Source organism: Legionella cardiaca (genome assembly GCF_029026145.1).
Lineage (GTDB): Bacteria > Pseudomonadota > Gammaproteobacteria > Legionellales > Legionellaceae > Tatlockia > Tatlockia cardiaca.
In genome coordinates this window covers 3,205,888-3,228,148 of the sequence record NZ_CP119078.1, presented here as the reverse complement: position 1 = coordinate 3,228,148, position 22,261 = coordinate 3,205,888, and the positions used below count along the sequence as shown (strand labels likewise).

Sequence of the window (22,261 nt, the reverse complement as noted above, 5' to 3'; positions counted from 1 at the left end):
ATCCTTGAGCCAAACCCCAAATTTTTCTTAAATAGATTTTTTCAAGCGCAACTTTTCGATACTAGGTATGTCAAGTTCTGGTGTTGACAGAGCATCCAGAGTCCAATGAGATTTGGAAAATGCATCAATAATTACTGGTATGTGTACCTCAGGAAAACGATTACGCAAAATTTCCTTGTGAATAAATAAAGAAAACGTTTTGCCATGAAGCAAAGGAACATTCTGAATAGATAACTTTTTCTCAATAATGTTAAATGCCAACCATGCAGCCGTGTATCCCTGTTCAAGACCCGAAATAGCAATGGCCAGAATACCGCCATCAATAATAAAAGACTCATAAACACCAACAACAGGAATTCTGCTATTCTCATTCATCCAATTGACTAAAATTTTGGATTTAATTCGTTGTTTCTTTTCATCCTTAATCGCATGATAAATAGAAACCAGTAAAATATCGGCGGTTTGTTCTGCCTCATGAACAGCCGCTTGCCATTGCCTATAGGTTTTTACGCGTTTATGCGTCACTAATTCATACGAACCCCAATTCTGTTTAGCGATATCTTTATCCAATGTTTTTGCTGCTGCAGAATTATCTGACAAATAGTAAATACGTTTTTGCCTAGGAAAAATAAGCGATAGAATTTCACGTATTGCCTTCACTGGGATTTGTTCCGTAATGCCGGTTACATGCGGCGTATTTTCATATTCTAACCAGCGTTTACTATCGGTAATCCCCGCTAAAATTATTTTAAGATTCCCGGAAGAGCCAAACTCTCTTACCGCCATATTTTGGGCATCATGATCAAAAGCAACCAAGATATCAGGTTTCCAGGCATTAATTGAGACAATCAATGATTTACGAATTCGCTCAAGATAACCTTTAGAGTGATGATGTCGAGTATCCATATAAAAATAACGTAAACTGATATATGGCTTGTCACCAAATACTTTTCTGACTCCTTCATTAAGACTCTGCACCCAAGGCATATTGGCGTTATAGCTATGCAAAATGAAAATTCGTGGCTTATGCTGATGTTGATAGGCAAGAAAAAAAAACACTGCTAATAAAAATAATCCCGTGCAAAAAGTCGTTAGGTACTTCGTACTCATAACACACCAACCCGACGCCAAAAGGGGATGCTTAACAAAATAGCGACCAATCTTAGAATAGAAAACCAAGCATTAAGCGATAATGTTTTGCGTAGCTCATAGGCCTTTGTTTCACGTGCCCACTCTTCAAAACATAGATAATAGCTGGATTGATAAGGAAAAACCCATGCCTCTGTTGCCATCAGAATGACAAAAGCAATTAACCAGCTATTCAACACAGCTTGTTGTGCAACCGGCATGAATAAGGTAAACATTAAAGCAGGCGCTGCCATAGTCCCGAAAAGAAAGCTTCCTAACCAACTCATCCCGTAAATCAGTACAATGAATAAAACTTGTTGGTTATTAGCCAACTTTCCCAACCACCATAAATAATCTACAATCCATGCTTCAATGCCAATTTCTTGAACACAGCGCATAATCCCGATAATTGCACCCAGATAAAACAAGAAAGGCCAGTTAATTCCATTTTTAAAATCATCTTTATTTAATACACCGGAGGTAAGAAGTACAAAAAAAATAGCAAAACTTACCCAGGCACTAGGAATTTGATGCCAAGAAGAAAAACCCAATCCCAGAATTAACGCAATAATACTAAGAATTGCAGCCCATTCATTAGTTGTTAATTTTCCTAGTAATCGTAATTCACGTGAGATAATCAAGCGATTAATATTTAAGTGATCCTGATTACAAAACTGCAAACTATTAAGAATAAAAAAGGAAATAATCAACAAAATACCAGGTACAGAGGCGACAAAAAGCCAATTTAACCAACCGTATTGCCATTGGGTTTGCTCTGGCAACATGCCAAAAAGAACAAAATTGCTGGACTTTCCTGTTAAAAACATCGCAGATAACAAAATACAACCATTAAAAGCTGCACAGGCAAGGCTATTTGCAGCCATGCTTTTTGGTTTAAGCCCCGCTGTTTTACGCATATCCTCAAGTAGAGGTGCAATTAACGATACACGAGCACTTTGCGCGGTCATAATTGGAGTTAATAATGTGCCGATTGCAAAAAGAACGATTTGCAGTAGAAATTTATTTTTAGGTAAATGATTTAATATAAGCAGTGACAGACGATAAAAAAGTCTTGATTTAACTAAAACCGCCCCTATGCCAAACACACCAAGGGCTAAGAAAAAACTGTCCGAACTAAAACCCGACAGGAGCACATTTTGATGAGCCAAGCCCAAAACAATCGTTGCCAAAATCATAAATACTGCAGGCACATATTCTGGCAATAGACGAAAAATCCACATCACTAGTGCTGCAGCAAAAATAACCAAAAAATTGGTACAAGCCCAATTCATGGTTGTTCCCTTTAATAAGAAAAAGAAGCAGGCTGGCAAGATTAAAGCTGTTAACCAACCTACTACGTCAACAGCATTACCGGGTAACCGCATCTTATTCTCGCGTCCTTGAAAATAACTGCTTAGTTTATTTTCGGTCCGCTGAAAATGCAAAAGGTAAAATCTAATAATTGTTTTCTACCTATCTTTGTTTTAAAAAATTGAAACGGGAAAATATTGGATTTACTTAGCTAAATACGATGAATACCAGGAGACTCAAATCTCCTGGTATTTAAATATTACCGTAATTATCCTTCAGAGGAGTCAACAAAACTCCGGATACGCTGGGCTTCAATCACTAATAATTTAAAATAATCGTAAGACATATAGAAATTACCATGATCCCCTACCTCTTCCCCCCAAGAGTTACGTAAGGTAAATAAGCCACGGTGCTTATTTCCATTGGAATCCGTTGCAACTGCATTGTCATCAAAGCCAGTAATAACCATTTCATGGCCACCAAACATCGCGCCAAAAATAGCATCTCTTGCAATTTCAGGAGTTAAAACCCAAGTATCAAAGGTAGAATGATGACTACCCACTGCGCCCATGAATCCCAAATCAAAATCCAGCAATAGAACACCGAAAGTAACTCGATCATTAGCTTTTAAACTGCGTTTTACTTCCTCAACAACTTTGCTCGTATCGGTGCGATCGCCAATAGCCTGGTAAACATCCAGGATAGGTGACCATGCTACTTGTTCGTTTAAGGTTTCACTCATTTGATGATAATCTTCTGGATTCATTTGTATATCGGGTGCTTGGCCCCTGACGGGGTATTCTGTAATACCAGCGCACCCTTGAGAAGTTTGTTGTTCTTTAGTGACAATACCAAAAGCATCCATTTGGCTTAGAACCATTCGTCCCAAAGAGCCATCCCAACCGCTAGGTCCATAACCATTTTTTTCAAGATAACTGCCTAATTCTAATTGGCATAATTGACTAATATAGTCCCCTTTGCCTAAGGCAGCATCAATAGCGGCAGTACTGGCAAAAGTAACACAAGTACCGTGCTGACCTTGATTCAATACAGGCACTTCATTCATACCCAATTGTATGGCATCCCCCGAATCTTCCTTTAAGGCAAATTGCTGTTTATGAGCGAGGGCATTCTTAGCACGATTAGCTAAATTCTGCTTTGCTTTCTCAGATAATTGAATATTTAAAAATTTAATTTCTTTAACTATATTATTGGCTGCTGCTCGAGAGGCATTTTTTGCATTAGAGGCCTTAGTAACAGGTATTTTGGCTGTTTTTGTGACGGTTCCTACAACCCGAATATCTTGAGCCGCTAAACTTCCACTAACTATCATCGATAAGATGGCGAACTTCGCTAACTTCATGGTTAAACTCTCCAAAGTTGTTCCACGGATTTGTGGCGGCGGAAGTATATCACATGGATTAAAATTATTCATTAAGGATTATTTGGTGGCTAAAATGGACATAAAATGAACTTAACATATTGATTGCAATGTTTAATTTTAATCCAATCCAGATTGATGAGCTTTTCTTGTTAAGTAAATATCCTGACTCTCCAAAAAAATATCCTCCCACATCACATTCGGTTTATTGATGAGGAGTTATCCCGCTTTCTAGTTTCCTTAACCTCAACTATGCTAATTAATAGATGAGCTTACATGCTCAATGAAGGTGGCAAGTCTCGGATGCAATAGGATGCTATTTGATGAATCTCAGTCGAAATGAGATTGAAAGTCGCTTACTTTCAATCACTCGTGAATTCTTATTAGAGTTGGAAGCCGAGCGCGCATTACAAGCAATTACGCTAAAAGCTTCTTTAGAACGCGAATTAGGTATTGGCAGCTTAGGGAAAACAGAGCTTTTTCATCGCATAGAAAAATCATTCTCAATTCAACTCCCTGAAAGCGCCATGATAAAAGCAGAATCATTAGGAGAGCTAGCTAAATTGATTCATCAAATGAGTGGAGACTCATCAACAACAGCTACCTCAAAATTTTCTCCTATTCTTGAATCGCTATCGCTTAATCTAACATCAGCCACCACTCTTCTCGATGTAATCTCTGCTTATGCAACCAAAGAATCCAAACGCCCTCACATCTATTTACAAAATGAACAAGGACAAGAGCACGTTATGCGTTATGGCCAATTATTTGAAAAAGCTTTATTAGTTAGCAATGGCTTATGGAAGCGCGGTATCCAACAGGGTGAAACGGTCGCCATTATGTTACCCACCAGTGAAGAATTTTTTTATGCGTTTTGTGGTATCTTGCTCGCGGGTGCTGTTCCTGTGCCAATTTATCCTCCGTTTCGCCCTGGAGAAATTGAAGAATATGCAAAACGCGAAGCAAAAATTTTGCAAAATGCCCAGGCAAGAATATTAATTACCTTTACTCAAGCAAAGAATCTTAGCAAAATTTTAGGGACTTTTATTCCCTCATTGAAAGAGGTAATCACCTTAAAAAATCTACAAACAACTGATGTTTCTCCCCCCAATCTATCTATAAATCTCAACGATATTGCTCTAATTCAATATACCTCGGGCAGCACGGGCGATCCTAAGGGAGTTACGCTTACTCATGCCAATATTCTTGCCAATATTCGTGCTATTGGAAAAAGTGTGGTGATTCAACCCACTGATGTCTGCATAAGCTGGTTACCGCTTTATCACGACATGGGTTTAATGACTTGGCTAGCAAGTCTTTATTTCGGTATCCCTGTGACTATTTTATCACCACTGACTTTTTTAGCTCGCCCTGAACGCTGGCTATGGACTATTCATTACCATCGAGGAACACTTTCTGGAGGACCTAATTTTGCTTATGAGCTCTGTGTAAAAAAAATCAATTTAAAAGATATTGAAGGTTTAGACCTTAGCTCGTGGCGTTTTGCCTTTAATGGTGCCGAGGCTATTAATCCTCATACCCTGACTCAATTTAGTAAAAAATTTTCCCCCTATGGATTTAACATAGAGGCGTTTGCTCCTGTCTATGGTCTTGCGGAAACAACTGTAGGGCTAACGTTTCCTGAAACAAAAAGAACACCTCGTATTGATAAAATACAACGCTCTCCTTTCGAAAAAGAAAATAAGGCGATCCCTGCATCACAAGACACAAAGACTATTGAAATCGTAGCTTGTGGTATACCGCTGATTGATCATGACATACGTATTGTTGATGCCGCAGGAACTGTGTTGCCGGAAAGAATGGTAGGAAGTATACAATTTAAAGGTCCTTCAGCAATGCAAGGGTACTATGGCAATCCCGCGGCCACGGAAAAAGCTTTTCATGATGGTTGGTGGGATACTGGCGATCTGGGCTATCTTGCTGATAGAGAGCTCTTCATTACTGGGCGAAAAAAGGATTTGATTATTAAAGCAGGACGCAATATTTATCCAGAAGAAATTGAAGAAGTTATTAGCCATATCCCTGAAATTCGCAAAGGTTGCATTGTTGCTTTTGGTGTTAACGATCCGGACAGTGGAACTGAACAATTGATTGTTGTTGCCGAAGCTTATGAACGCATGAAAGAGAAACAGCGAACTATTCGTGCAGAAATTACTCAGAAAATGACAGCTACAATCGGATTACCACCTGATATTATTCTCCTGGTACCACCAAAAACCATTCCCAAAACATCAAGTGGCAAACTTCAGCGCTCAGCTTGTAAAAAAGCATATATTGAAGGCAAATTAACTACCGGGCACTTACCTGTAAAAATGCAGCTGGTAAAACTTCTATTGCAAAGTTTCTATAAAAAAATTTCTAATAGCGTGACTTACCTGGGAAAATTATTATATACCTTTTATGGCAGCGTACTGTTGATTTTAATATTTTTGCTTGTCTGGCTTATTATTTTACCTTTACCACGAGAGGTATCCGCCAAAATCATCAAGTTTTGCACTGGTCTTTATTGTCACTTAATAGTTTGTCCTATTAAAGTTCAAAAGAAAACCAGGCACCATCCTTTAGATAAGCCAATGGTCTTTGTCACTAATCATGCCAGCTATATTGATTCGCTTGTGTTATTAAGCGTCTTACCTCCCGGAGTTGTTTTTGTCGCCAAAAAAGAATTGTTAAAAGTTCCCTTCATTAGCACCTTCATAAAAAAACTTAACTTTATAACTGTAGACCGAATGGATTTTGCAAAAAGTCTTGAAAATATCAAGCAAATTACAGAGCGAGTTCACCAGGGAATGTCCATTGTTATATTCCCGGAAGGAACCTTTACTTATGCAACAGGTCTTCGCCCATTTAAGCTAGGGGCCTTTACCGTAGCCGTTGAAACTACAACACCTATTTGTCCTGTTACACTTTGTGGCACTCGCGCTATTTTGCGAGGAGATAGTATCCTTGCTAAACCTGGCACGATCAAAGTAACGATTGGCACCCCCATTTATCCTCAGGGGAACGATTGGAATGAAATTATTCGCCTTCATTCTTTGGTACGTAACGAAATAGCCAAACACTGTGGTGAACCAGTTATTGATGTTATTGTTGCGGGCCCTGTTACGGAGTAGCTGAAATTAGTACGTCCTCGATCACATCACCTTTGTTATAAGCTTGATGAAACGTAGGTAATTTTGCTAATGCAGCAAAAACTTTATCGCTGCGTGTTCCATGATGTGAGATCTGTTTCGCATACAACGTAAACATGTTCTCTTTCTTTAGCACTTCATGCAACGTACTGGTTTTAAAAATACGCTCACCGGCAATATTGGATAAAGCAAAGAGGCCGCTGCGTTTGAATGCTTCTTCATAAGTTTCTTTAAATAAAAGCTCAGCCGTTAATGTCTGGTTGTGAAACTCTACTGCTCGCGACAAGGAAAAAGCCTCAGAAGAATCTAATTCCTGTTCCACCTTGTCTCTTATTAACTGATAAAGTTGTCTACTGATGATCTCTTCAGATTTGCCTTGATTTGCTAATTGGAGGCGAAGCGCTGCCATCAATTGTGTCAATTTATCTACTTTAGGATCTTGTCCCGAACCAAGTAAAATTGCATGATGAATTTGCTCGAAATTTTTTACTATATCGATATAAAATTGTTCCGCAGAAAAAATATCAGGATCTTGTAACTCATGATTTGTAATGTAATTAATCGTATCTAAATAACCCAGTGCATCCATCACCCTAGCTAATTTAGTTGCTTCTTTAAAATCTGTGGTTTGCAGATAGCCAACACGCATTTCAACCGTACGAAGAGCATAATCCGAGCGTAATTTTTGATAGCCAACTTCCTTTTGTATCGTATTTTTATAAGGCGTTTTAAGATTGCCAAACATTTCAACTAAGACATTTCTTTTAAACTTCTCGATAGCTCCCGCCTCATATAAGATAGGCTTCATCTTTTCTTTGACAAAGGCTGCTAACAATCGCACTCTATTTCGCTGAATTTTTTCTTGCTTGTAAACAGACCAAAATTCTTGATTCTTTTGGGGCTTTAATAAAAGCAATTCAAAAGATTGCCTCATTGCATGCATTATTGCCTTAGCCTCATCGATGCCAATGTCTTTATTTTTAACTTGTTTATTTAAAATGGATTTTACTGCTTGGGTCATCAAATAAACCTCATCTTCAGCAGAATTAAGATCCGCATCAGCCTTTGTTATTTTTTGTACCATCTTAATTGCGTCATCGATTATGACATCTAACACTTCATCAGCAATGACTTCATCCCATCGCGGGCCATATAATGCTCTGAAGGTGTGATTTTTTTGCTCGCTTATCCCTTCACTAAAAGCAAAGACCAGCGTTTGCTCGGGTTTTTTATTTTTTGTAAATACCTCATTTGATGAATCAAAATAATCCGTTGGCAAATTATCATACAATCCACCGTCAACAAATCGTTTTTTAATACCGTTTATCTCGATTTCTACAGGTTCTAAAATAAGTGGTATAGATGCCGAAGCACGACAGGCTAATGCAATTTCAACTTCTGGAGTAAGGTCACTGTTAAAAATCTGCAAAGCGCCGTCTGGAAATCTAACGGCTGGAATAGATAATTGTTTGAAATATTTTGGAAAGTGGTAATTAAGGGTAGCTAAATCCTTAAAGGTAATTCGTGGGTTTTTGCCTTCAATTTTTGTTAATAATTCATTGATGACCCTCCGTCTCTCAACAAATTCTGCAGCATTCCCAATTGTTTCTTCAGTATTCTCTATCTTTTTTAATCTGTCTTTAACTGTTGCAAGAATATTTTCGCGTATAAATACTTCAAGAAATTTCCCATCCTTCGTCACATAGGAAACCCCGGGCGCCTTACCACTTACGCGACGCCCCAGTAATCTTTTGAGATTCGTTTTTTGTAATTTCTCGCTAAATATCGCAGAAGGCATACCAAATGCGATAAAAGCAGCAACGATAGCACCTGCAGAAGCACCAGCAAGTACGCGCACATTTTTGCATACACCGGTATCTTCTAATGCTTTATAAGAGCCACCATAACCAACACCTTTAGCACCCCCACCGCTAAAAACTACTCGTTCTATAAACTGTTGCTGGGTTTCTTTACGCTGTGTGACTGACATGCATAGCTGCCTTCGATTGTATAGAAATTTTAATTAATGGCCAGCAATTATAAAGCATTTTCATTTATAAAACATTTTACTACTTGCTATTCTTCGTCTTTTTTTCTCTTTGTTATAAAGCTTGCTGATTTACTATACTTAAAAAGCAGTCCATTTATAAAAGGAGTTTTAAAATGAGTCTTATTCTATTAATAATTCTTGTGCTTCTTTTATTAGGGGTAATTCCAGCGTGGCCCTATAGTAGAGGCTGGGGATATCGCCCTTCAGGAATTGTGGGTTTATTAATAATAATTTTATTAATTTTACTCTTATTAAAAATTCTACCTGTTTAATTACTTTACTAGTAGAATAAATTAGCTTCTTTTATTCTCTGTGCAAGAGTTTTATTAAGGCTTCATTAAATTGTGGTATGTCCTCAGGCTTTCTGCTTGTAAGTAAGTTACTATCGCATACCACAGCTTCATCAACCCATTCTGCGCCAGCATTGATGAGATCAATTTTAATAGAAGGCCAAGAGGTTAACTTACGCCCTTTCACCGCATCAGCATTAATTAATAGCCATGGTCCATGGCAAATGGCAGCGATTGGTTTATGTTGCTCTTTTATCCTACTAACAAAAGCAACAGCTTGAGGAAAAGTTCGCAATCTATCAGGATTCACTACGCCACCAGGTAAGAGTAACGCATCAAAATCTTCAGGATTTGCTTCACTCAACGAAACATCAACAGAAAAAATATCGCCCTTTTCTAAATGATTCCATCCCTGCAATTCTTTTTCAGGAGAAATCAAAAATGTTTCCGCCCCCTCACGTTCTAAAGCGTGTCGTGGTTTCTCCATTTCGACTTGTTCAAATCCATTGGCAACTAAAATAGCAACTTTAATTCCTTTTAACTTGTCCATCGCTCGATCCTCAATTTCTGTGCTTATTTATAAGTATAGAATAGAGCGATTTTCCTACGGCATCTAACCACTGGTAGAAGCGCTAATTCAGTCGCTATGATTTATTAACAAGCTTGCGATAAAACAAAAGAAGTTGTCCTTTACCCGGTAAAAGACAACGCGGCTAAATTATTCATCTTCCCGCTTACAATTCATGCCCCAGCAAGCCCCGGCACAAGTGGATACTGCACCAACAAAAAATAAAATAAAAACAGTGAACGCAACCCAAGCCAAAGTAGCAGCGGGCACATTGGTTTCTGTTTCATTTTTATCAGTTGTCTTGATCACTGCAGCATTATTGGCCTCATCGCTATTCGTATTAGTATCTTGTTGAGTCACAGCAGGAGCCATGGTATGAGTGAGATTCTCAGTATATGCTTCCACATAATGCCCCACCTGCCCTGCCATAACGGCCGCAAGTAACAAAGCCACTACCCACGTAGTAAAGCCGTAAACAATTCCAAGATTACGTTTTGGGCAATATAAACGACCAAGGTAACCAGCAGCATAGCCTGCTACCACCATGGAAGAAATTATGCCAATGAGTAACCCAAGTAAGCCGCCCACAGCAAGTACTACTGAGCCATCCTGATTTAAAGTAAAAAGGCTTAGACCAATGGCAATGCCAAATAAATTTAATAAAAATCCCAATCCTAAGCCAATAAGAGCACCGACAAAAATGGCAGTCCATGAAATTCGTTTAAACGTATGCTGACAATGCATTGGGTCATTCATGATAAAAACTCTCCTTGTTCTATTGACGTGTTCGAGGTATTAAAAAATATGTGAAACCAACCAGATAAGTATCAATATACTTAACGGGACTCCTAATAACCAGGCAATGAGATATTTAAGCATTGTTATCTCCTTATTAATAAATACTCCTTAAAATCAGAATAATGGCTATTATTATCACTTATGTTGTTTTTAATATTATTCCTTTGTCTTTTAACAGATAGAGCAAAATAAAGCCCAAATCAAATAGAAATTTGAAAAACTAGATAGGTTTATTCATGTACTTAATAAATATTCTCGGAAGTTTTTGGGTGTTAAAACATGAGAATATTAATCTATCTGCGGGTTTACCTGTACTCAAATCCAAGCATTGATTGTGTAACGTTGCTTCGAGTTGATAACCACATTTTTCTATTACCCGTCGAGATTGATGGTTTTCGGCTTGACAACAAATCTGTAAACGAACTGCTTTTAATTGTTCAAAAGCAAAATAGGTTAAAGCAATACTTAATTCTGTTGCAAATCCTTTGCCTGTATAATTACTATGTATCCAATAACCAATTTCATAATAAGGAACAAAGGGATCACTTTGATCATTGTAACCACTTGCACCAATAATGCAGTTTTCTTGCTTAAGTAACACAATGAAAGGTCTTTCTCTTTGATTATCCATTCCCCAGCAGTCAACATGGTTATCAATGAATGCTTTTGTCATTTTTAAGCTGGGATCTTGAGCCCAAGGCATCCAACGCGAAAGCTCCGGTAAAGATTCCTGAATAGCGTTATTAAGTGGAAACTCATCACCTGTTTGCGGCGGTCTTAGGAGAAGATTTTGGGTTTCAATAATAGGAAACATGATCTAACCTGAAAAACTTTAGGGTTACATTGAAGCATCTTTCAACAACTAGTTCTATAATTTTATTAACAAATTCTATGGAGAGTGATCTATGGCTGTTACAACTGGATTGTCAGGGAATGAAATCTATTGTTTAGCTGAGAAAGGTTATGCTCCGGGAAATATTGTGGTAGGCAATAGTGTGCACTCCTTAGGAATTATCAGGAGCGTTGGAACAGGTTTAAAAGCCATGCTGGGAGGTGAGTTAGCTCAAATTACCCAACTCATTGAGGATGGTAGAAAAACAGCTTATCAGCGCCTGCTCCAAGAAGCAGTCAATCATCACGCCACGGGTATAACAGGTGTTGATAGTCAGCTTATCTTTCATGCGGGAAATGTGGAGTTCTTAGCTATTGGCTCAGGAATACATGCCAATGGCTCTACACCCTTAAATAAATTCTCCACGGCGGATGATGGCCAGGAGCTTTATGCGCAATTAGATGCTGGCTATAAACCCGTTTGTTTTGCATTTGGCAATGTTGCTTACTCCATGGGAATTGGTCGTGGTATTTTAGGAAGTTTAAAAACCCTGGCTCGTGGTGAAATCAAAGAATATTCAAATATTTTTAATCATACACGCCATTTGGCACTCACCCGCATTATCGGTCACGCTAAAGAACACAAGGCAAATGCTGTTCTTGGTATTAAAACAACGATTCTTCCCTTCGGTGGTGTTAATGAAATGCTGATGGTAGGGACTGCCTCATTCAATGCTAAATTACCCGCAGATAAAATAAATGATCCCATTAGTAGTGACATGACCAATATAGAAATGTGGAATATGGCCAGTAAGGGATATATGCCACTACGTCTTTTATTAGGAACCTCTGTCTATTCTTTAGGATTAGTTGGTGGAATTACCTCTGCTTTAAAATCCTTTGTTCGTGGTGAAATTAATGAATTAACACGACTCATTTACGATGCGCGAGAAAACGCTTTAGCCATTATCAATGAAGAAGCAAGAACTATTGGCGCTGACGATGTTATTGGGGTAAAAACCTATGTTTATCAATTGGGTAATGGTTTAATCGAGTTTTTAGCGATAGGTACTGCCGTAAAAAAAGTAAGCAATATCACGCCTGAATCAGCTCAACTTCCCCCTCAGGCGATTATTGTTGATAAAGATACTTTTTATGATTCAAACATAGTAAACAGCATTGATGTCAATGTTAACGCAGGTGCCAAACCAATTAATAAGCCTTTTGCGTCAATAATCATACCGTTTATTATTGCATTAGTCCTGTTGCACTTATTCGCTAAAATCTTTTTATAGAATAACGGATGTTATGCTCATTGTGATTTCTAACAGGTCAGCTGCTAATCTTGCCATCAACCAAATGAATTACCCGATCAGCCAGCGAAGCAAAAGCAGGCTCATGGGTAACCACAATGACTGTACGACCATAGTGATGAGCAATTTCTTTTAATATAGCTTGAACATTTGCACTTGCCGCCGTATCCAGATTTCCAGTCGGTTCATCGCCTAAAATAAGAAGCGGTTCATTGGCAAGCGCTCGAGCGATTGCGACTCGTTGGCTTTGTCCCCCAGAAAGCTGTTTAGGTAATTTATTAAGTTCATTTTTCAAACCCAGACTTAATAATAATTCTTGCGCACGATTTTTCATCATCTCTGCAGGTAATTTTTGCAAACGTTGCATTGGTAACATCACATTTTCCAAAGCGGTAAACTCTGGCAGTAAAAAATGGAATTGAAAAACATAACCAAGCTGCGACAATCTGATATCGGCTAATTTATCTTCGTTATAAGTTGCTGTATCTTCCCCAGTCAACCACAATTTACCGCTGGTTGGTCTATCCAACAGGCCTAGTAAATAAAGCAATGACGATTTACCTGAGCCAGATGGCCCTGTGATGGCAACAAATTCACCTGGCTGAACTTCAAGATCAATATTATTGACTAAAGTAATAGGGACCTCTCCTGCCAAACAACGTGTGAGTTGATGTGTCTTGATTACCGCTCGCACGTTATAATCCTCCACGAAGAATGTCTACGGGTTGCACGCAAGCTGCTTTGCGCGCAGGAAGAAACGCAGCGACCATTGCGGCAATCATTGCGAATGCAGTTGCCACCAAAAATTGAGGATACCCCCAATCAACAGGGATATTAATGAGTTCTGAACTCCCTGAAGGCTTAAGTTTAACCTGCATGAGGCTATACATGAGCCCCATCCCTAAGGGCAGACCTAGCACACTCCCTATAAGTCCCAGAAGAAAACCTTGAATTAGGAAAATGAATTGGATATCACGCCGATGAAAACCCATTGATTTCAAAATAGCAATATCTCGATGTTTTTCCATGACTACCGTGGAAATAACATTATAAATACCAAATGCAGCAACAATTAACACAGCACTCACGACGCTATACATAATGATATTACGTATGAACAAGGTATTGCGGATATCTTCGGATTTTTCTTGCCAGGAAATTGATTGATAGCCAATTTTTTTTTCAATTTGCATAGCCAGCTCATGAGCTTGGTAGGGGGCGGATAACTTGATCATGATATTATTTGCCCGATTAGCGCGATCTAAAATGGCTTGAGCGCGCTTGAGGCTTATAAAGGTCTGACTTGTATCAAAATCCACACGTCCCATGCGAAAAATACCAAGAATTTTAAATGCACGTACTTGGCCCGTTGGGGTAGTAACCGTGATATTATCACCCAAAGTTAATGATAATTTTCGCGCTAATTCCTTACCAATCACAATGCCATCTGGATTAATAAGCAATTCATCGACTGTGCCTTCAAGCATATAGTTTTCGATGGTTGACACCTTCTTGATTTCTTCAGGTACCATACCATTTAAGGTAATGGAAACATCTCTTCCTGAAAAACTAACCAGTGCCTGACCAACTAATACCGGTGATGCAGTCAATCCAGGCATCGAAGATAAATAGGTCAGGATTTGCTCATAACCCCGTATACCGCGTGTTTCGGTTAAAGGTTTAACGTTGTGAATTTCAAGAGCGCCCTCTTGGTAAAGTTGTTGTACAGGCTGCAATCGCGGATTACGATATTCATCAACAATGGTAATATGAGGTGAATTATCAACAAGTCGTTTAAGATAATCCTTTTCTGAGCCTTGCATCAACGCGGAAATTGTTAAAAAGAAAGCAACACCAAGGATAATTCCCATGAGAGATACTAGACTTTGCCGTTTACGTGCAAGTAAATGTTTCAAGGCAATTAATAAGAATAACTTCATTCTTTTTCCTGTTTAACCAGAATAGGACGAACTCGATCGCCTTCTTGCAACGTTGCATCAGGAAGCAAAACTATCAAATCCTGGGGGTTGACGCCCTTTAGTATTTCCACTTGTTTGAATCCTTTCGCGCCCACCAATACTGTAGACTGAACGAGACGATGATTTTGCACACGCCAAATTTTATTGTCTGTAACCGCTGTTACAGGCAATAACAAAGCATTTTTCTTTTCATGAAAAATAATATTCGTTTCAGCAGTCATCCCAATCAATAGAGGAGTCTTTTCTGTAAAACCAATGCGGACACGATAACTTCGTGCAACAGGATCCCCTTTAGGCGTAATACTTTGCACTTTACCGTAAAAAATGCGCCCCGGAAAAGCATCGGCGCGAATCAATACTTTTTGTCCTAAATGAACTTCAGCAATATCTTCTTCATCCACCTCGGTAGAAATGCGCAAGGGGGCACAACAGGAAAGCCAAAATACGGCTTGATTAGCGGGAATTAATTGCCCTATCTCGCCATCCCGACGAATAATATGACCATTCGCGGGCGCGACTAATTTTAAATACTTAATTTGTGCTTCCGTAGCATGTACGGCGGCTTCAGCAGTGCGCAATTCCGACAAGGTTCTATCGTACTCATCCTTGGAAACCACACCACGTTTAACCAATTCAGCATTGCGTTCATGACGTTTACGTGCCAAATCTTCACGCTCTTTTTGCTCAACCAAGGTTTGTTGCAACTCTTCATCCTCTAGCTGCGCCAGAACTTGTCCCTTTACAACTTCACTACCTTCGTCAACATTTAATTTGATTAAACGTGCAGAAATATGGGTAGAAATTGGCAACATCACAGTAGCTTCAACAGTACCAGTCGCATAGGCAGCTTCCACAGCGGTTCCATACTCGGGATGGACGACCTCTATCGCTTTGCCCATTAATACAAGTCTGCCGAGCCAAGCTGTAAGCAAGATGAGTCCTATACTTATTAGCCATAAATATTTTTTCATAGTCTGCCAATTGCAAAAATTATTTCGCAAAAAGAAATGTTTTTTCTTTTTTCTGCAATTAATTTGCCAAAATTTGGACGTGTCTTCACAGTATAGGCTATTCGATTTCTCTTCACACAATAGCAATGATCTTTGCCCAGTACTATTACATGACTAGATTTAGTAATTTTAATTCAGGGCAAGACGCCTGAGCCTGTCATCCTGAAAACATAACCCCTTTGAAGGATGACGATCTGAAAAAACGAATGTATTATTAGTTCAATCCAGGGACAGAAAAACGCTGCCTGTCCTGTAAACGAAGTGCTGTTAATTCTCCACCCCATAAACAGCCTGTATCAATGGCATAAATAGTTGGATCAGGGCATTTGCCTTCTAAGGCAGCCCAATGGCCAAAGACAATATTGCTTTGAATGAATTTTCGTTTTGGAACCGCATACCAGGGAAGATACGTTTCAGGTGCAGCCTTAAGCGTGCCCTTATAGTCCAGAAGTAAACACCCGTTAGCATCGCAAAAACGCATGCGTGTGAAATAGTTGGTAATGACTCGCAGTCTTGTCATCCCAACCAACTCAGGTGACCAGCAACGTGGCTCATTGCCATACATTTGCGCAAAGAAATCACGATAGTTATCACCGGCTAAAACCATTTCTAATTCACGCGCATGAATTTTAGCCTCCGCTAAATCCCAAACAGGTGGAATGCCTGCATGACACAAGACAATATTTAATTGACTATCATGATATAAAATAGATTGTTGACGCAACCAATGCCCGAGTTCTTCACCATCGCTTGCCGCTAATACAGCATGCAAACTGTCATCGTGATTTTTATGAGGATGTCCACCAAAGAGCTTATTTAATAAATGCAAATCATGATTGCCCAAGGTAATTCGTGGCGTGAGTGACAACCCTTTTACAAAGCGTAACACTTCAAGAGATTGAGGGCCACGATTGACCAAGTCACCAACAAACCATAGCCTATCTATCTTATCATCAAAATTAATATGCTCTAACAACCGTTGCAAAGGCTCATAACATCCCTGGATATCCCCTATCGCATAATCAGGCACCGTTGGTTACCCCTGGTTTAAATAGCGATTGCACCGTGGGAGAGGTAATTGGCTGCCACTTTCCTGCCGCATTTAAGTGAGTCATAGGAGTAGCCGCATAGGAACCTTGTTGACGCGTGAAGTTATTATTAAATTGCGCCTGATGAATCAATTCCGTTGCACTAATCGTACTATTTTTACCAGTATTTAAATTGTGTAACTGCACTTCAGGCGGCAAGACAACTGCGTAATCGGTAAAAAGAACGCCACTATGCATTTGTTGATTATTATTTTGCTCAAAACGTGAATGAATACTACCATCTGCACCTAAACGGTGTAATCCCAGGGATAAAAAGCCATTTTGGACGGCTTGCCAGTTCTTGAATTCAGGATGTTCACGTACAAATAATTTGAACATATCAGGCGACATTAACATGCCACCAGGCACCATAAACAAAGGCGCTTTATTTACCATGATACGCCCAGCATCTAAAGCCTTTGTGAGCCACTGAATAAATTCCATACCAATTTGTTGCTCCATCTCGGCAATGGACTCCGGCACCCCCCCAGAAAAGGTGCTCGCACGCCCATAACGTCCACCGCGAGAACCGTAATTTCTTACCAGCATTTGGTTAAAATAACGCTGCAGTGCAATGGCATTGGCCCGTATCAAAATCGCCCCCAAGGTTCCCGCACCCTGTAAATCTTCGTTAAGCAGTGCAAGCCAAACAGCGAGCACCTGTTGGTTTGAAGCAATCCAGGAAAAACCGCTAACAGGCATTAACAAGCGAGCAAGCAGTAAATTGAGACGTCGACGGAAATCTTCATCCGATTCTTTTTGAAATTCATAACTGTAATGGCTCCCTACAGAAACTAAATTTTCTAATAAGGGGTTCCATTGTTTTAGAAATTGTCCATGGTTATCATAAAGTTCAACTTTAAAATCGATTTGCAATTTAGCAATACCTTGCAATATTGCCGCGGAAAATAGTGCATATTGCCATAATTTCTGCTCTTCAGATAACTCAGCAGCTCCTTCCTGAATAACATATTGCTTAAATAAAGAAAGCGCTGCTTCTGTGCGATTTAAAGCATGATCTAAAAATCCACCTTGTTGCGAATAATAGCTATTGGCTGTTTCTGGTAGATTTTGACAATGATTGACAAAATTATGCATAAGACTCACGCACAAGCTGTCATAACGCGCCTCTTCTAAGGCGCTTGCCTCTCTAATTTGTGCTATTAAAACCTTGCGTTTATCTTCAGCTAACAATAGGGGAGCTTGCACAATACGAGTTAAGTCGCTTAAGGATTTTGCGTTTAGCGACTTTATTTTCTTTCCATAACGGTGAAACAAAATCAACCTCCAAGATCAGGCATGTACTATTAATTTTACACTAATTGGTCACAAATTTCGCTATCTGCACATAATCCTTAACGGCTATTTGTTCAGGTCGTGAAACTGGATCAACACCTAATTCAGTCAGCTGAGCTGCACTGAGTACAGACTTTAAATTATTTGCCAATGTTTTTCGTCGCATGGAAAAGGCTTGCGCTACAAGCGACTCCAATGCCGCTGGACTTATTTCAGGATAAGGTGAGAGACGATAGGGCGTTAAGCGTACAATAGCCGAATCGACTTTAGGCTTAGGGTGAAAAGCCTCCGGCGGAACATCAAATAAATACTCCACCTCGCAATAATATTGCACCATCACACTTAACCGTCCATAAGCTTTTGTCCCTGGTACCGCCGCTAAACGCAACACGACTTCTTTCTGTAACATAAAATGCATATCCTCAATAAATTGAGCATATTTCAGCAGGTGAAGAAGCAGTGGCGTCGAAATGTTATAGGGTAAATTACCGAGTACCCGCAATTTCTCGCCCCATTGACTGTAATCAACTGTCAAGGCATCCCCGGCAAGCAGCTGCAATTTATTAAAAGCAACAGGCAAAGAGGCTAAATGAGCCTGAAGATCCTTATCAATTTCAATGGCTGTTAATTTTTTTAATTGTCGTAATAAAGGGACTGTCAAAGCCCCTAACCCCGGACCAATTTCAACAACCTTATCATTCTCCTGCAAATTAAGTGCAGTCAATATTTCATTGATAATTTGTGGGTTCTGCAAAAAATTTTGGCCAAAGCGCTTACGCGGACGATGCATAATTTGCTTCACTTAAAAAACGAAGCTGAATTATAGCAAAATAATATTAAAAAAGGGCCTATAAAATGTCGTTTTAATTACTATTTAAAATGAAAAATTTATCGAAACCCAAATAAAAACTAAAAACAAAAAAGCCCTGGAAAGCGCCAAACAGGACATCGATAATACATAAAACATTATAATTTTTTTACTGCTTTGTTTGGTTAAAATCGCCGCTTTTTTATCCTCTGCTTGGCTTTTTTAAATGCCTGCAGAGGAATCATAGAAGATAGTACTTATTTCGTTGAATTGAGACTGTTGGAAACATGTCCTTGTGGGCCTTGTTGAATTTTATCACGCAGGCTTGTTCTATCATGTTTATTACGTAGATCAATAGTTTCAGTTATATGAAACAGAATTTTATGCTTATTTACAGCCTCTAATAGGTAAGTGTCGAGAGAATGATTATCCAGTTTTGAATGCTGTTGCAAATGTTCCTGGAGTCTTGTTATCACTTCTTCTGGTTTAGCTTTCTCTAGTGTCTTTTTAAGCTCTTGGGCGCGATTCTTACCAAAAGCCGTATAATGACGTAATCTGGTAAATAGGCCTGGCTTATAACCGCGACGATCGTCCTCATTCTTATGTTCTCGCCAATAAAGATAATTATCAATTTTTATTATTAAATCCCTACGCAATTGCTCTTCGGGAGGTAGATTTTTTTTAGCATCATTAACAACTTGTGTCAGCGCTCTATCGAGTGTTACTCGTTCGCTGCCTTCGCCAATTAAAAAAGCTTGATAGCCTTCTTCTCTAGGCGTATTTACATTCGGTTCACCATCATCAAAAACAATATGCTGGCTACGGTCGGTTATATTCAGTAATTTTTCCAAGGCTCTGCGCACTGAGGCTTTGCCATCGAAATCATCGGCTCCCCAAGCGGCCAGGTGAATACCACCTTCTATTATTATCGTCCTGGGGCTGCTTGAGCTTTCTGTATAGCGTTCAGGATCAAAAACAGCCATTGCAAGTACAGGGGGAAAGCTTATCTTTTTTAGCTGACAAGCCGCTTGCAATTGCAGCAATATTTTAAGTTGGTCCTCTTCCTTATTTTTGGAATGGAAGACAATTTGATATTGATATCGCTCAACAAGTTCATTCATCAATGCAACAATTTGGACGCCATTTCTTAAAACCTGAGCACCACCCCAATCGAACGGCTCCAAGACAAGATCATTTTCTGCATCGATGGTGTCTAAATTCATTACCACGCTGCCGTCTAAAACGCCACCATGATCAAACATCAAATACTTTGGCATAATATTCCTATAAAATGAGGATACATTGGATACCCGTATTTTATTCGCATAACCTTAAATCAATATTAATATAGACTTAATACGCAATCTTTGTCCTTTATCTGGCAAAAATCTCTCACGAACAGAGAATTCTTTGTTAATCAGAAAAGACATGCTAGTTTAAAGGGTGCCAGGTCAAACTCTATTAAACCATGCTTAACTATTTACTCGAACTTCGTCGTCGTGCTTTGCTGGTAGTCTTCTTTTTTACAGCATTTTTTTTCTTCTTTTTTTTCTTTGCTAATGATTTATTTCAAACACTAGTTGCGCCTTTACTCGGCGCTTTAGGCAGCAAAGACTCTTTAATAGCGACACAAATTACTTCACCTGTATTAACACCGCTAAAACTTGCCGCAGATGCTGCCATGCTTTGTACAGCACCTTTCGCTTTGCTACAGCTTTGGCAATTTATTGCACCAGGGCTCTATAGACATGAACGCTACAACCTTAGGAGCGCTATTTTAATAAGTTTGTCTTTGTTTCTTTTAGGTATGTTATTTTGTTATTACATCGTCTTACCCTTCATGTTCCAATTTTTTGCGAAAGCCGTACCTTTAAGCGTTAGACTATTACCTGATATGGCTTATGCTTTGGATTTTATTACGCGTATGCTTTTGCTATTTGGATTATGTTTTCAAGTCCCACTGGTTTGTTTGACTTTGGTGCGCCTCAACTGGGTTGATGTTGATTTATTAAAAAAAATTAGACCTTACATCATTGTTGCCGCCTTTACTATGGGTATGCTACTCACCCCCCCCGATGTTTTATCGCAAATCATGTTGGCTGTGCCGCTTTGCTTGCTCTATGAATTAGGACTGGTTTTAGCGACTATTCATAGCAATAAGCTTGCTAAAGCTACCTTGCAAACCAAACAATCACAGGATTAATTACCTTGTGAAACAAAATGGTAAGAAGCAATACTCCTAGAACAAAATACCGCTCTACATAAGGAAGCACACCAGGAGATTGTGAAAAGGGCTCAAGATCTTGTGCCCAACGCCGCATTGCCACGCAAACTGGTAAATACAGGAGAACAACAATTTCTATAAATATTCGTGCCTCCATAAAATTACCAATGACTAATAAGCCTAAAAAATAAACCAAGGCAATATAGCGTAATGGTCGGTATTGCGGCGGTATATAATCATAAAAACCAAACCAGAATAATGGTAAGCCTGCGAAACCAAAAATAAATAGTAGAATATGTTCCTCATTAAACAGCCAAGATAAATTGACTTCAAAATGAGTATGATCAGCATTTCTAAAATAAAATTCTAAAAGCTGCCCTGGAAGCTCTTGTACCAGGAACAAAATAATTATCCTCGCCAGGATAAAGGTCAGTAGAGAAAAAACCAGAGGCTTAACAACCGTACGTAATTTATCCCAATGCAAAGCAGGGATCATAAGCACCAGTAAAAAACTGCTTTCGCGATTAAACGTTGCTAAAAATAACAAAGGGATAAAATAAATCCAGCGCTCACGCAAACACAATAAAAATGCCGTCGCCATAAAAAAAAGCGAAGCGCTATCGTAGGGATAATAAATAGCCGCCTCGCCTGTAATAGAAAAGCGATAATTGATTACAGTCACTAATGGCAAGAGTAGAAAAAATAACCAACTCAGTCCTTGTGCCTGACGGGGACTAAATTCCTGACAAAGTAATTTAGTGAGACTGACATAAAATAAACTATTCGTAATGAACTCAGTGATTGTGAACAGCTCACTCGCTGTTAAAGGCAAAAGAAAAGACAAACCATTGGCAATTGCCGGCATTAAAACGCGCTGTCCAAAAGGAAGGCGGGCAGAAAAATCCAGTAACTGGTCAAATGTCGCATCCACATAACGACCAGTTAGCCTAATATGCAGAAAAGTATAACCAAGAAGAAGAATAACTGTTATGAATTGTGACTTATAATTTAATAAATCCTTATTCATTGTAATC

19 protein-coding genes are annotated in these 22,261 nt (G+C 39.1%); 4 read left to right on the top strand and 15 right to left on the bottom strand.

All coding sequences use genetic code 11. The features are described from left to right. Nucleotides 1–27: 27 nt before the first annotated feature. The 3 genes from PXX05_RS14055 to PXX05_RS14045 form a co-directional block, all read right to left on the bottom strand. On the bottom strand, nt 28–1,110 hold the full coding sequence (locus PXX05_RS14055) for an ABC transporter substrate-binding protein (RefSeq protein WP_275088817.1): 1,083 nt from the start codon (nt 1,108–1,110) through the stop codon (nt 28–30). After that, complete coding sequence (locus PXX05_RS14050; RefSeq protein WP_275088816.1) at nt 1,107–2,513, bottom strand: SLC13 family permease; 1,407 nt, start codon at nt 2,511–2,513, stop codon at nt 1,107–1,109. The genes PXX05_RS14055 and PXX05_RS14050 overlap by 4 nt, the downstream gene beginning before the upstream one ends. A gap of 194 nt (nt 2,514–2,707) precedes the next feature. Further along, nucleotides 2,708–3,802: a C1 family peptidase gene (locus PXX05_RS14045; RefSeq protein ID WP_275088815.1), complete on the bottom strand. Its 1,095-nt coding sequence runs from the start codon at nt 3,800–3,802 to the stop codon at nt 2,708–2,710. Nucleotides 3,803–4,143: 341 nt separating this feature from the next. Between PXX05_RS14045 and PXX05_RS14040 the strand changes: the two genes are divergently transcribed. Continuing rightward, complete coding sequence (locus PXX05_RS14040; RefSeq protein WP_275088814.1) at nt 4,144–6,954, top strand: AMP-binding protein; 2,811 nt, start codon at nt 4,144–4,146, stop codon at nt 6,952–6,954. On the opposite strand, the gene PXX05_RS14035 is transcribed toward PXX05_RS14040, so the two are convergent. Next, on the bottom strand, nt 6,944–8,962 hold the full coding sequence (locus PXX05_RS14035; protein ID WP_275088813.1) for a patatin-like phospholipase family protein: 2,019 nt from the start codon (nt 8,960–8,962) through the stop codon (nt 6,944–6,946). The two genes, PXX05_RS14040 and PXX05_RS14035, sit on opposite strands and share 11 nt — an antisense overlap. A 173-nt stretch (nt 8,963–9,135) precedes the next feature. Between PXX05_RS14035 and PXX05_RS14030 the strand changes: the two genes are divergently transcribed. Next, entirely contained in the window at nt 9,136–9,294 is a 159-nt protein-coding gene (locus tag PXX05_RS14030) for a DUF3309 family protein (protein ID WP_275088812.1), read from the top strand. A gap of 31 nt (nt 9,295–9,325) precedes the next feature. Here PXX05_RS14030 and PXX05_RS14025 read toward each other — a convergent pair whose 3' ends face one another. From PXX05_RS14025 to PXX05_RS14015, 3 genes are all read right to left on the bottom strand, one after another. Next, complete coding sequence (locus PXX05_RS14025; RefSeq protein WP_275088811.1) at nt 9,326–9,862, bottom strand: type 1 glutamine amidotransferase domain-containing protein; 537 nt, start codon at nt 9,860–9,862, stop codon at nt 9,326–9,328. Nucleotides 9,863–10,030: 168 nt separating this feature from the next. Beyond that, nucleotides 10,031–10,636, bottom strand: a complete 606-nt coding sequence (locus PXX05_RS14020) for a hypothetical protein (protein ID WP_275088810.1) — start codon at nt 10,634–10,636, stop codon at nt 10,031–10,033. 262 nt (nt 10,637–10,898) lie between these two features. Then, entirely contained in the window at nt 10,899–11,492 is a 594-nt protein-coding gene (locus PXX05_RS14015; protein WP_275088809.1) for a GNAT family N-acetyltransferase, read from the bottom strand. A 91-nt stretch (nt 11,493–11,583) separates the two neighbouring features. Between PXX05_RS14015 and PXX05_RS14010 the strand changes: the two genes are divergently transcribed. Next, on the top strand, nt 11,584–12,804 hold the full coding sequence (locus tag PXX05_RS14010) for a heavy metal-binding domain-containing protein (RefSeq protein WP_275088808.1): 1,221 nt from the start codon (nt 11,584–11,586) through the stop codon (nt 12,802–12,804). Between the two features lie 37 nt (nt 12,805–12,841). Here PXX05_RS14010 and PXX05_RS14005 read toward each other — a convergent pair whose 3' ends face one another. The 7 genes from PXX05_RS14005 to PXX05_RS13975 form a co-directional block, all read right to left on the bottom strand. Beyond that, a complete protein-coding gene (locus tag PXX05_RS14005; RefSeq protein WP_275088807.1) occupies nt 12,842–13,516 on the bottom strand; it encodes an ABC transporter ATP-binding protein in 675 nt (224 codons plus the stop codon). Between the two features lies 1 nt (nt 13,517). After that, entirely contained in the window at nt 13,518–14,762 is a 1,245-nt protein-coding gene (locus PXX05_RS14000; RefSeq protein ID WP_275088806.1) for an ABC transporter permease, read from the bottom strand. Further along, nucleotides 14,759–15,772, bottom strand: coding sequence for an efflux RND transporter periplasmic adaptor subunit (locus tag PXX05_RS13995; protein ID WP_275088805.1), 1,014 nt, complete (start codon nt 15,770–15,772; stop codon nt 14,759–14,761). Before PXX05_RS13995 ends, PXX05_RS14000 begins: the two co-directional genes overlap by 4 nt. Before the next feature lie 253 nt (nt 15,773–16,025). Next, entirely contained in the window at nt 16,026–16,841 is an 816-nt protein-coding gene (locus PXX05_RS13990; RefSeq protein ID WP_275088804.1) for a symmetrical bis(5'-nucleosyl)-tetraphosphatase, read from the bottom strand. Next, a complete protein-coding gene (locus tag PXX05_RS13985; RefSeq protein ID WP_275088803.1) occupies nt 16,834–18,177 on the bottom strand; it encodes a conjugal transfer nickase/helicase domain-containing protein in 1,344 nt (447 codons plus the stop codon). The genes PXX05_RS13990 and PXX05_RS13985 overlap by 8 nt, the downstream gene beginning before the upstream one ends. A 40-nt stretch (nt 18,178–18,217) precedes the next feature. Beyond that, complete coding sequence (gene rsmA, locus PXX05_RS13980; protein WP_275090528.1) at nt 18,218–18,988, bottom strand: 16S rRNA (adenine(1518)-N(6)/adenine(1519)-N(6))-dimethyltransferase RsmA; 771 nt, start codon at nt 18,986–18,988, stop codon at nt 18,218–18,220. A gap of 272 nt (nt 18,989–19,260) precedes the next feature. Continuing rightward, on the bottom strand, nt 19,261–20,280 hold the full coding sequence (locus PXX05_RS13975; RefSeq protein ID WP_275088802.1) for a hypothetical protein: 1,020 nt from the start codon (nt 20,278–20,280) through the stop codon (nt 19,261–19,263). 191 nt (nt 20,281–20,471) lie between these two features. Here PXX05_RS13975 and tatC point away from each other — a divergent pair, with 191 nt between their 5' ends. Beyond that, nucleotides 20,472–21,206: a twin-arginine translocase subunit TatC gene (gene tatC, locus PXX05_RS13970; protein WP_275088801.1), complete on the top strand. Its 735-nt coding sequence runs from the start codon at nt 20,472–20,474 to the stop codon at nt 21,204–21,206. On the opposite strand, the gene PXX05_RS13965 is transcribed toward tatC, so the two are convergent. After that, nucleotides 21,175–22,254, bottom strand: coding sequence for a hypothetical protein (locus tag PXX05_RS13965; RefSeq protein ID WP_275088800.1), 1,080 nt, complete (start codon nt 22,252–22,254; stop codon nt 21,175–21,177). The two genes, tatC and PXX05_RS13965, sit on opposite strands and share 32 nt — an antisense overlap. Nucleotides 22,255–22,261 lie beyond the last annotated feature (7 nt).

Excerpts from the sequence above, each read along its gene's own strand:
- PXX05_RS14025 (WP_275088811.1), bottom strand. The coding sequence starts at position 9,862 with ATGGACAAGTTAAAAGGAATTAAAGTTGCTATTTTAGTTGCCAATGGA.
- PXX05_RS14010 (WP_275088808.1), top strand. The coding sequence starts at position 11,584 with ATGGCTGTTACAACTGGATTGTCAGGGAATGAAATCTATTGTTTAGCT.
- tatC (WP_275088801.1), top strand. The coding sequence starts at position 20,472 with ATGCTTAACTATTTACTCGAACTTCGTCGTCGTGCTTTGCTGGTAGTC.
- PXX05_RS14020 (WP_275088810.1), bottom strand. The coding sequence starts at position 10,636 with ATGAATGACCCAATGCATTGTCAGCATACGTTTAAACGAATTTCATGG.
- PXX05_RS14040 (WP_275088814.1), top strand. The coding sequence starts at position 4,144 with ATGAATCTCAGTCGAAATGAGATTGAAAGTCGCTTACTTTCAATCACT.
- PXX05_RS14050 (WP_275088816.1), bottom strand. The coding sequence starts at position 2,513 with ATGCGGTTACCCGGTAATGCTGTTGACGTAGTAGGTTGGTTAACAGCT.
- PXX05_RS14055 (WP_275088817.1), bottom strand. The coding sequence starts at position 1,110 with ATGAGTACGAAGTACCTAACGACTTTTTGCACGGGATTATTTTTATTA.
- PXX05_RS14045 (WP_275088815.1), bottom strand. The coding sequence starts at position 3,802 with ATGAAGTTAGCGAAGTTCGCCATCTTATCGATGATAGTTAGTGGAAGT.
- PXX05_RS13975 (WP_275088802.1), bottom strand. The coding sequence starts at position 20,280 with ATGCCAAAGTATTTGATGTTTGATCATGGTGGCGTTTTAGACGGCAGC.
- PXX05_RS13995 (WP_275088805.1), bottom strand. The coding sequence starts at position 15,772 with ATGAAAAAATATTTATGGCTAATAAGTATAGGACTCATCTTGCTTACA.
- PXX05_RS14015 (WP_275088809.1), bottom strand. The coding sequence starts at position 11,492 with ATGTTTCCTATTATTGAAACCCAAAATCTTCTCCTAAGACCGCCGCAA.
- PXX05_RS14000 (WP_275088806.1), bottom strand. The coding sequence starts at position 14,762 with ATGAAGTTATTCTTATTAATTGCCTTGAAACATTTACTTGCACGTAAA.
- PXX05_RS14035 (WP_275088813.1), bottom strand. The coding sequence starts at position 8,962 with ATGTCAGTCACACAGCGTAAAGAAACCCAGCAACAGTTTATAGAACGA.
- PXX05_RS13965 (WP_275088800.1), bottom strand. The coding sequence starts at position 22,254 with ATGAATAAGGATTTATTAAATTATAAGTCACAATTCATAACAGTTATT.
- PXX05_RS14030 (WP_275088812.1), top strand. The coding sequence starts at position 9,136 with ATGAGTCTTATTCTATTAATAATTCTTGTGCTTCTTTTATTAGGGGTA.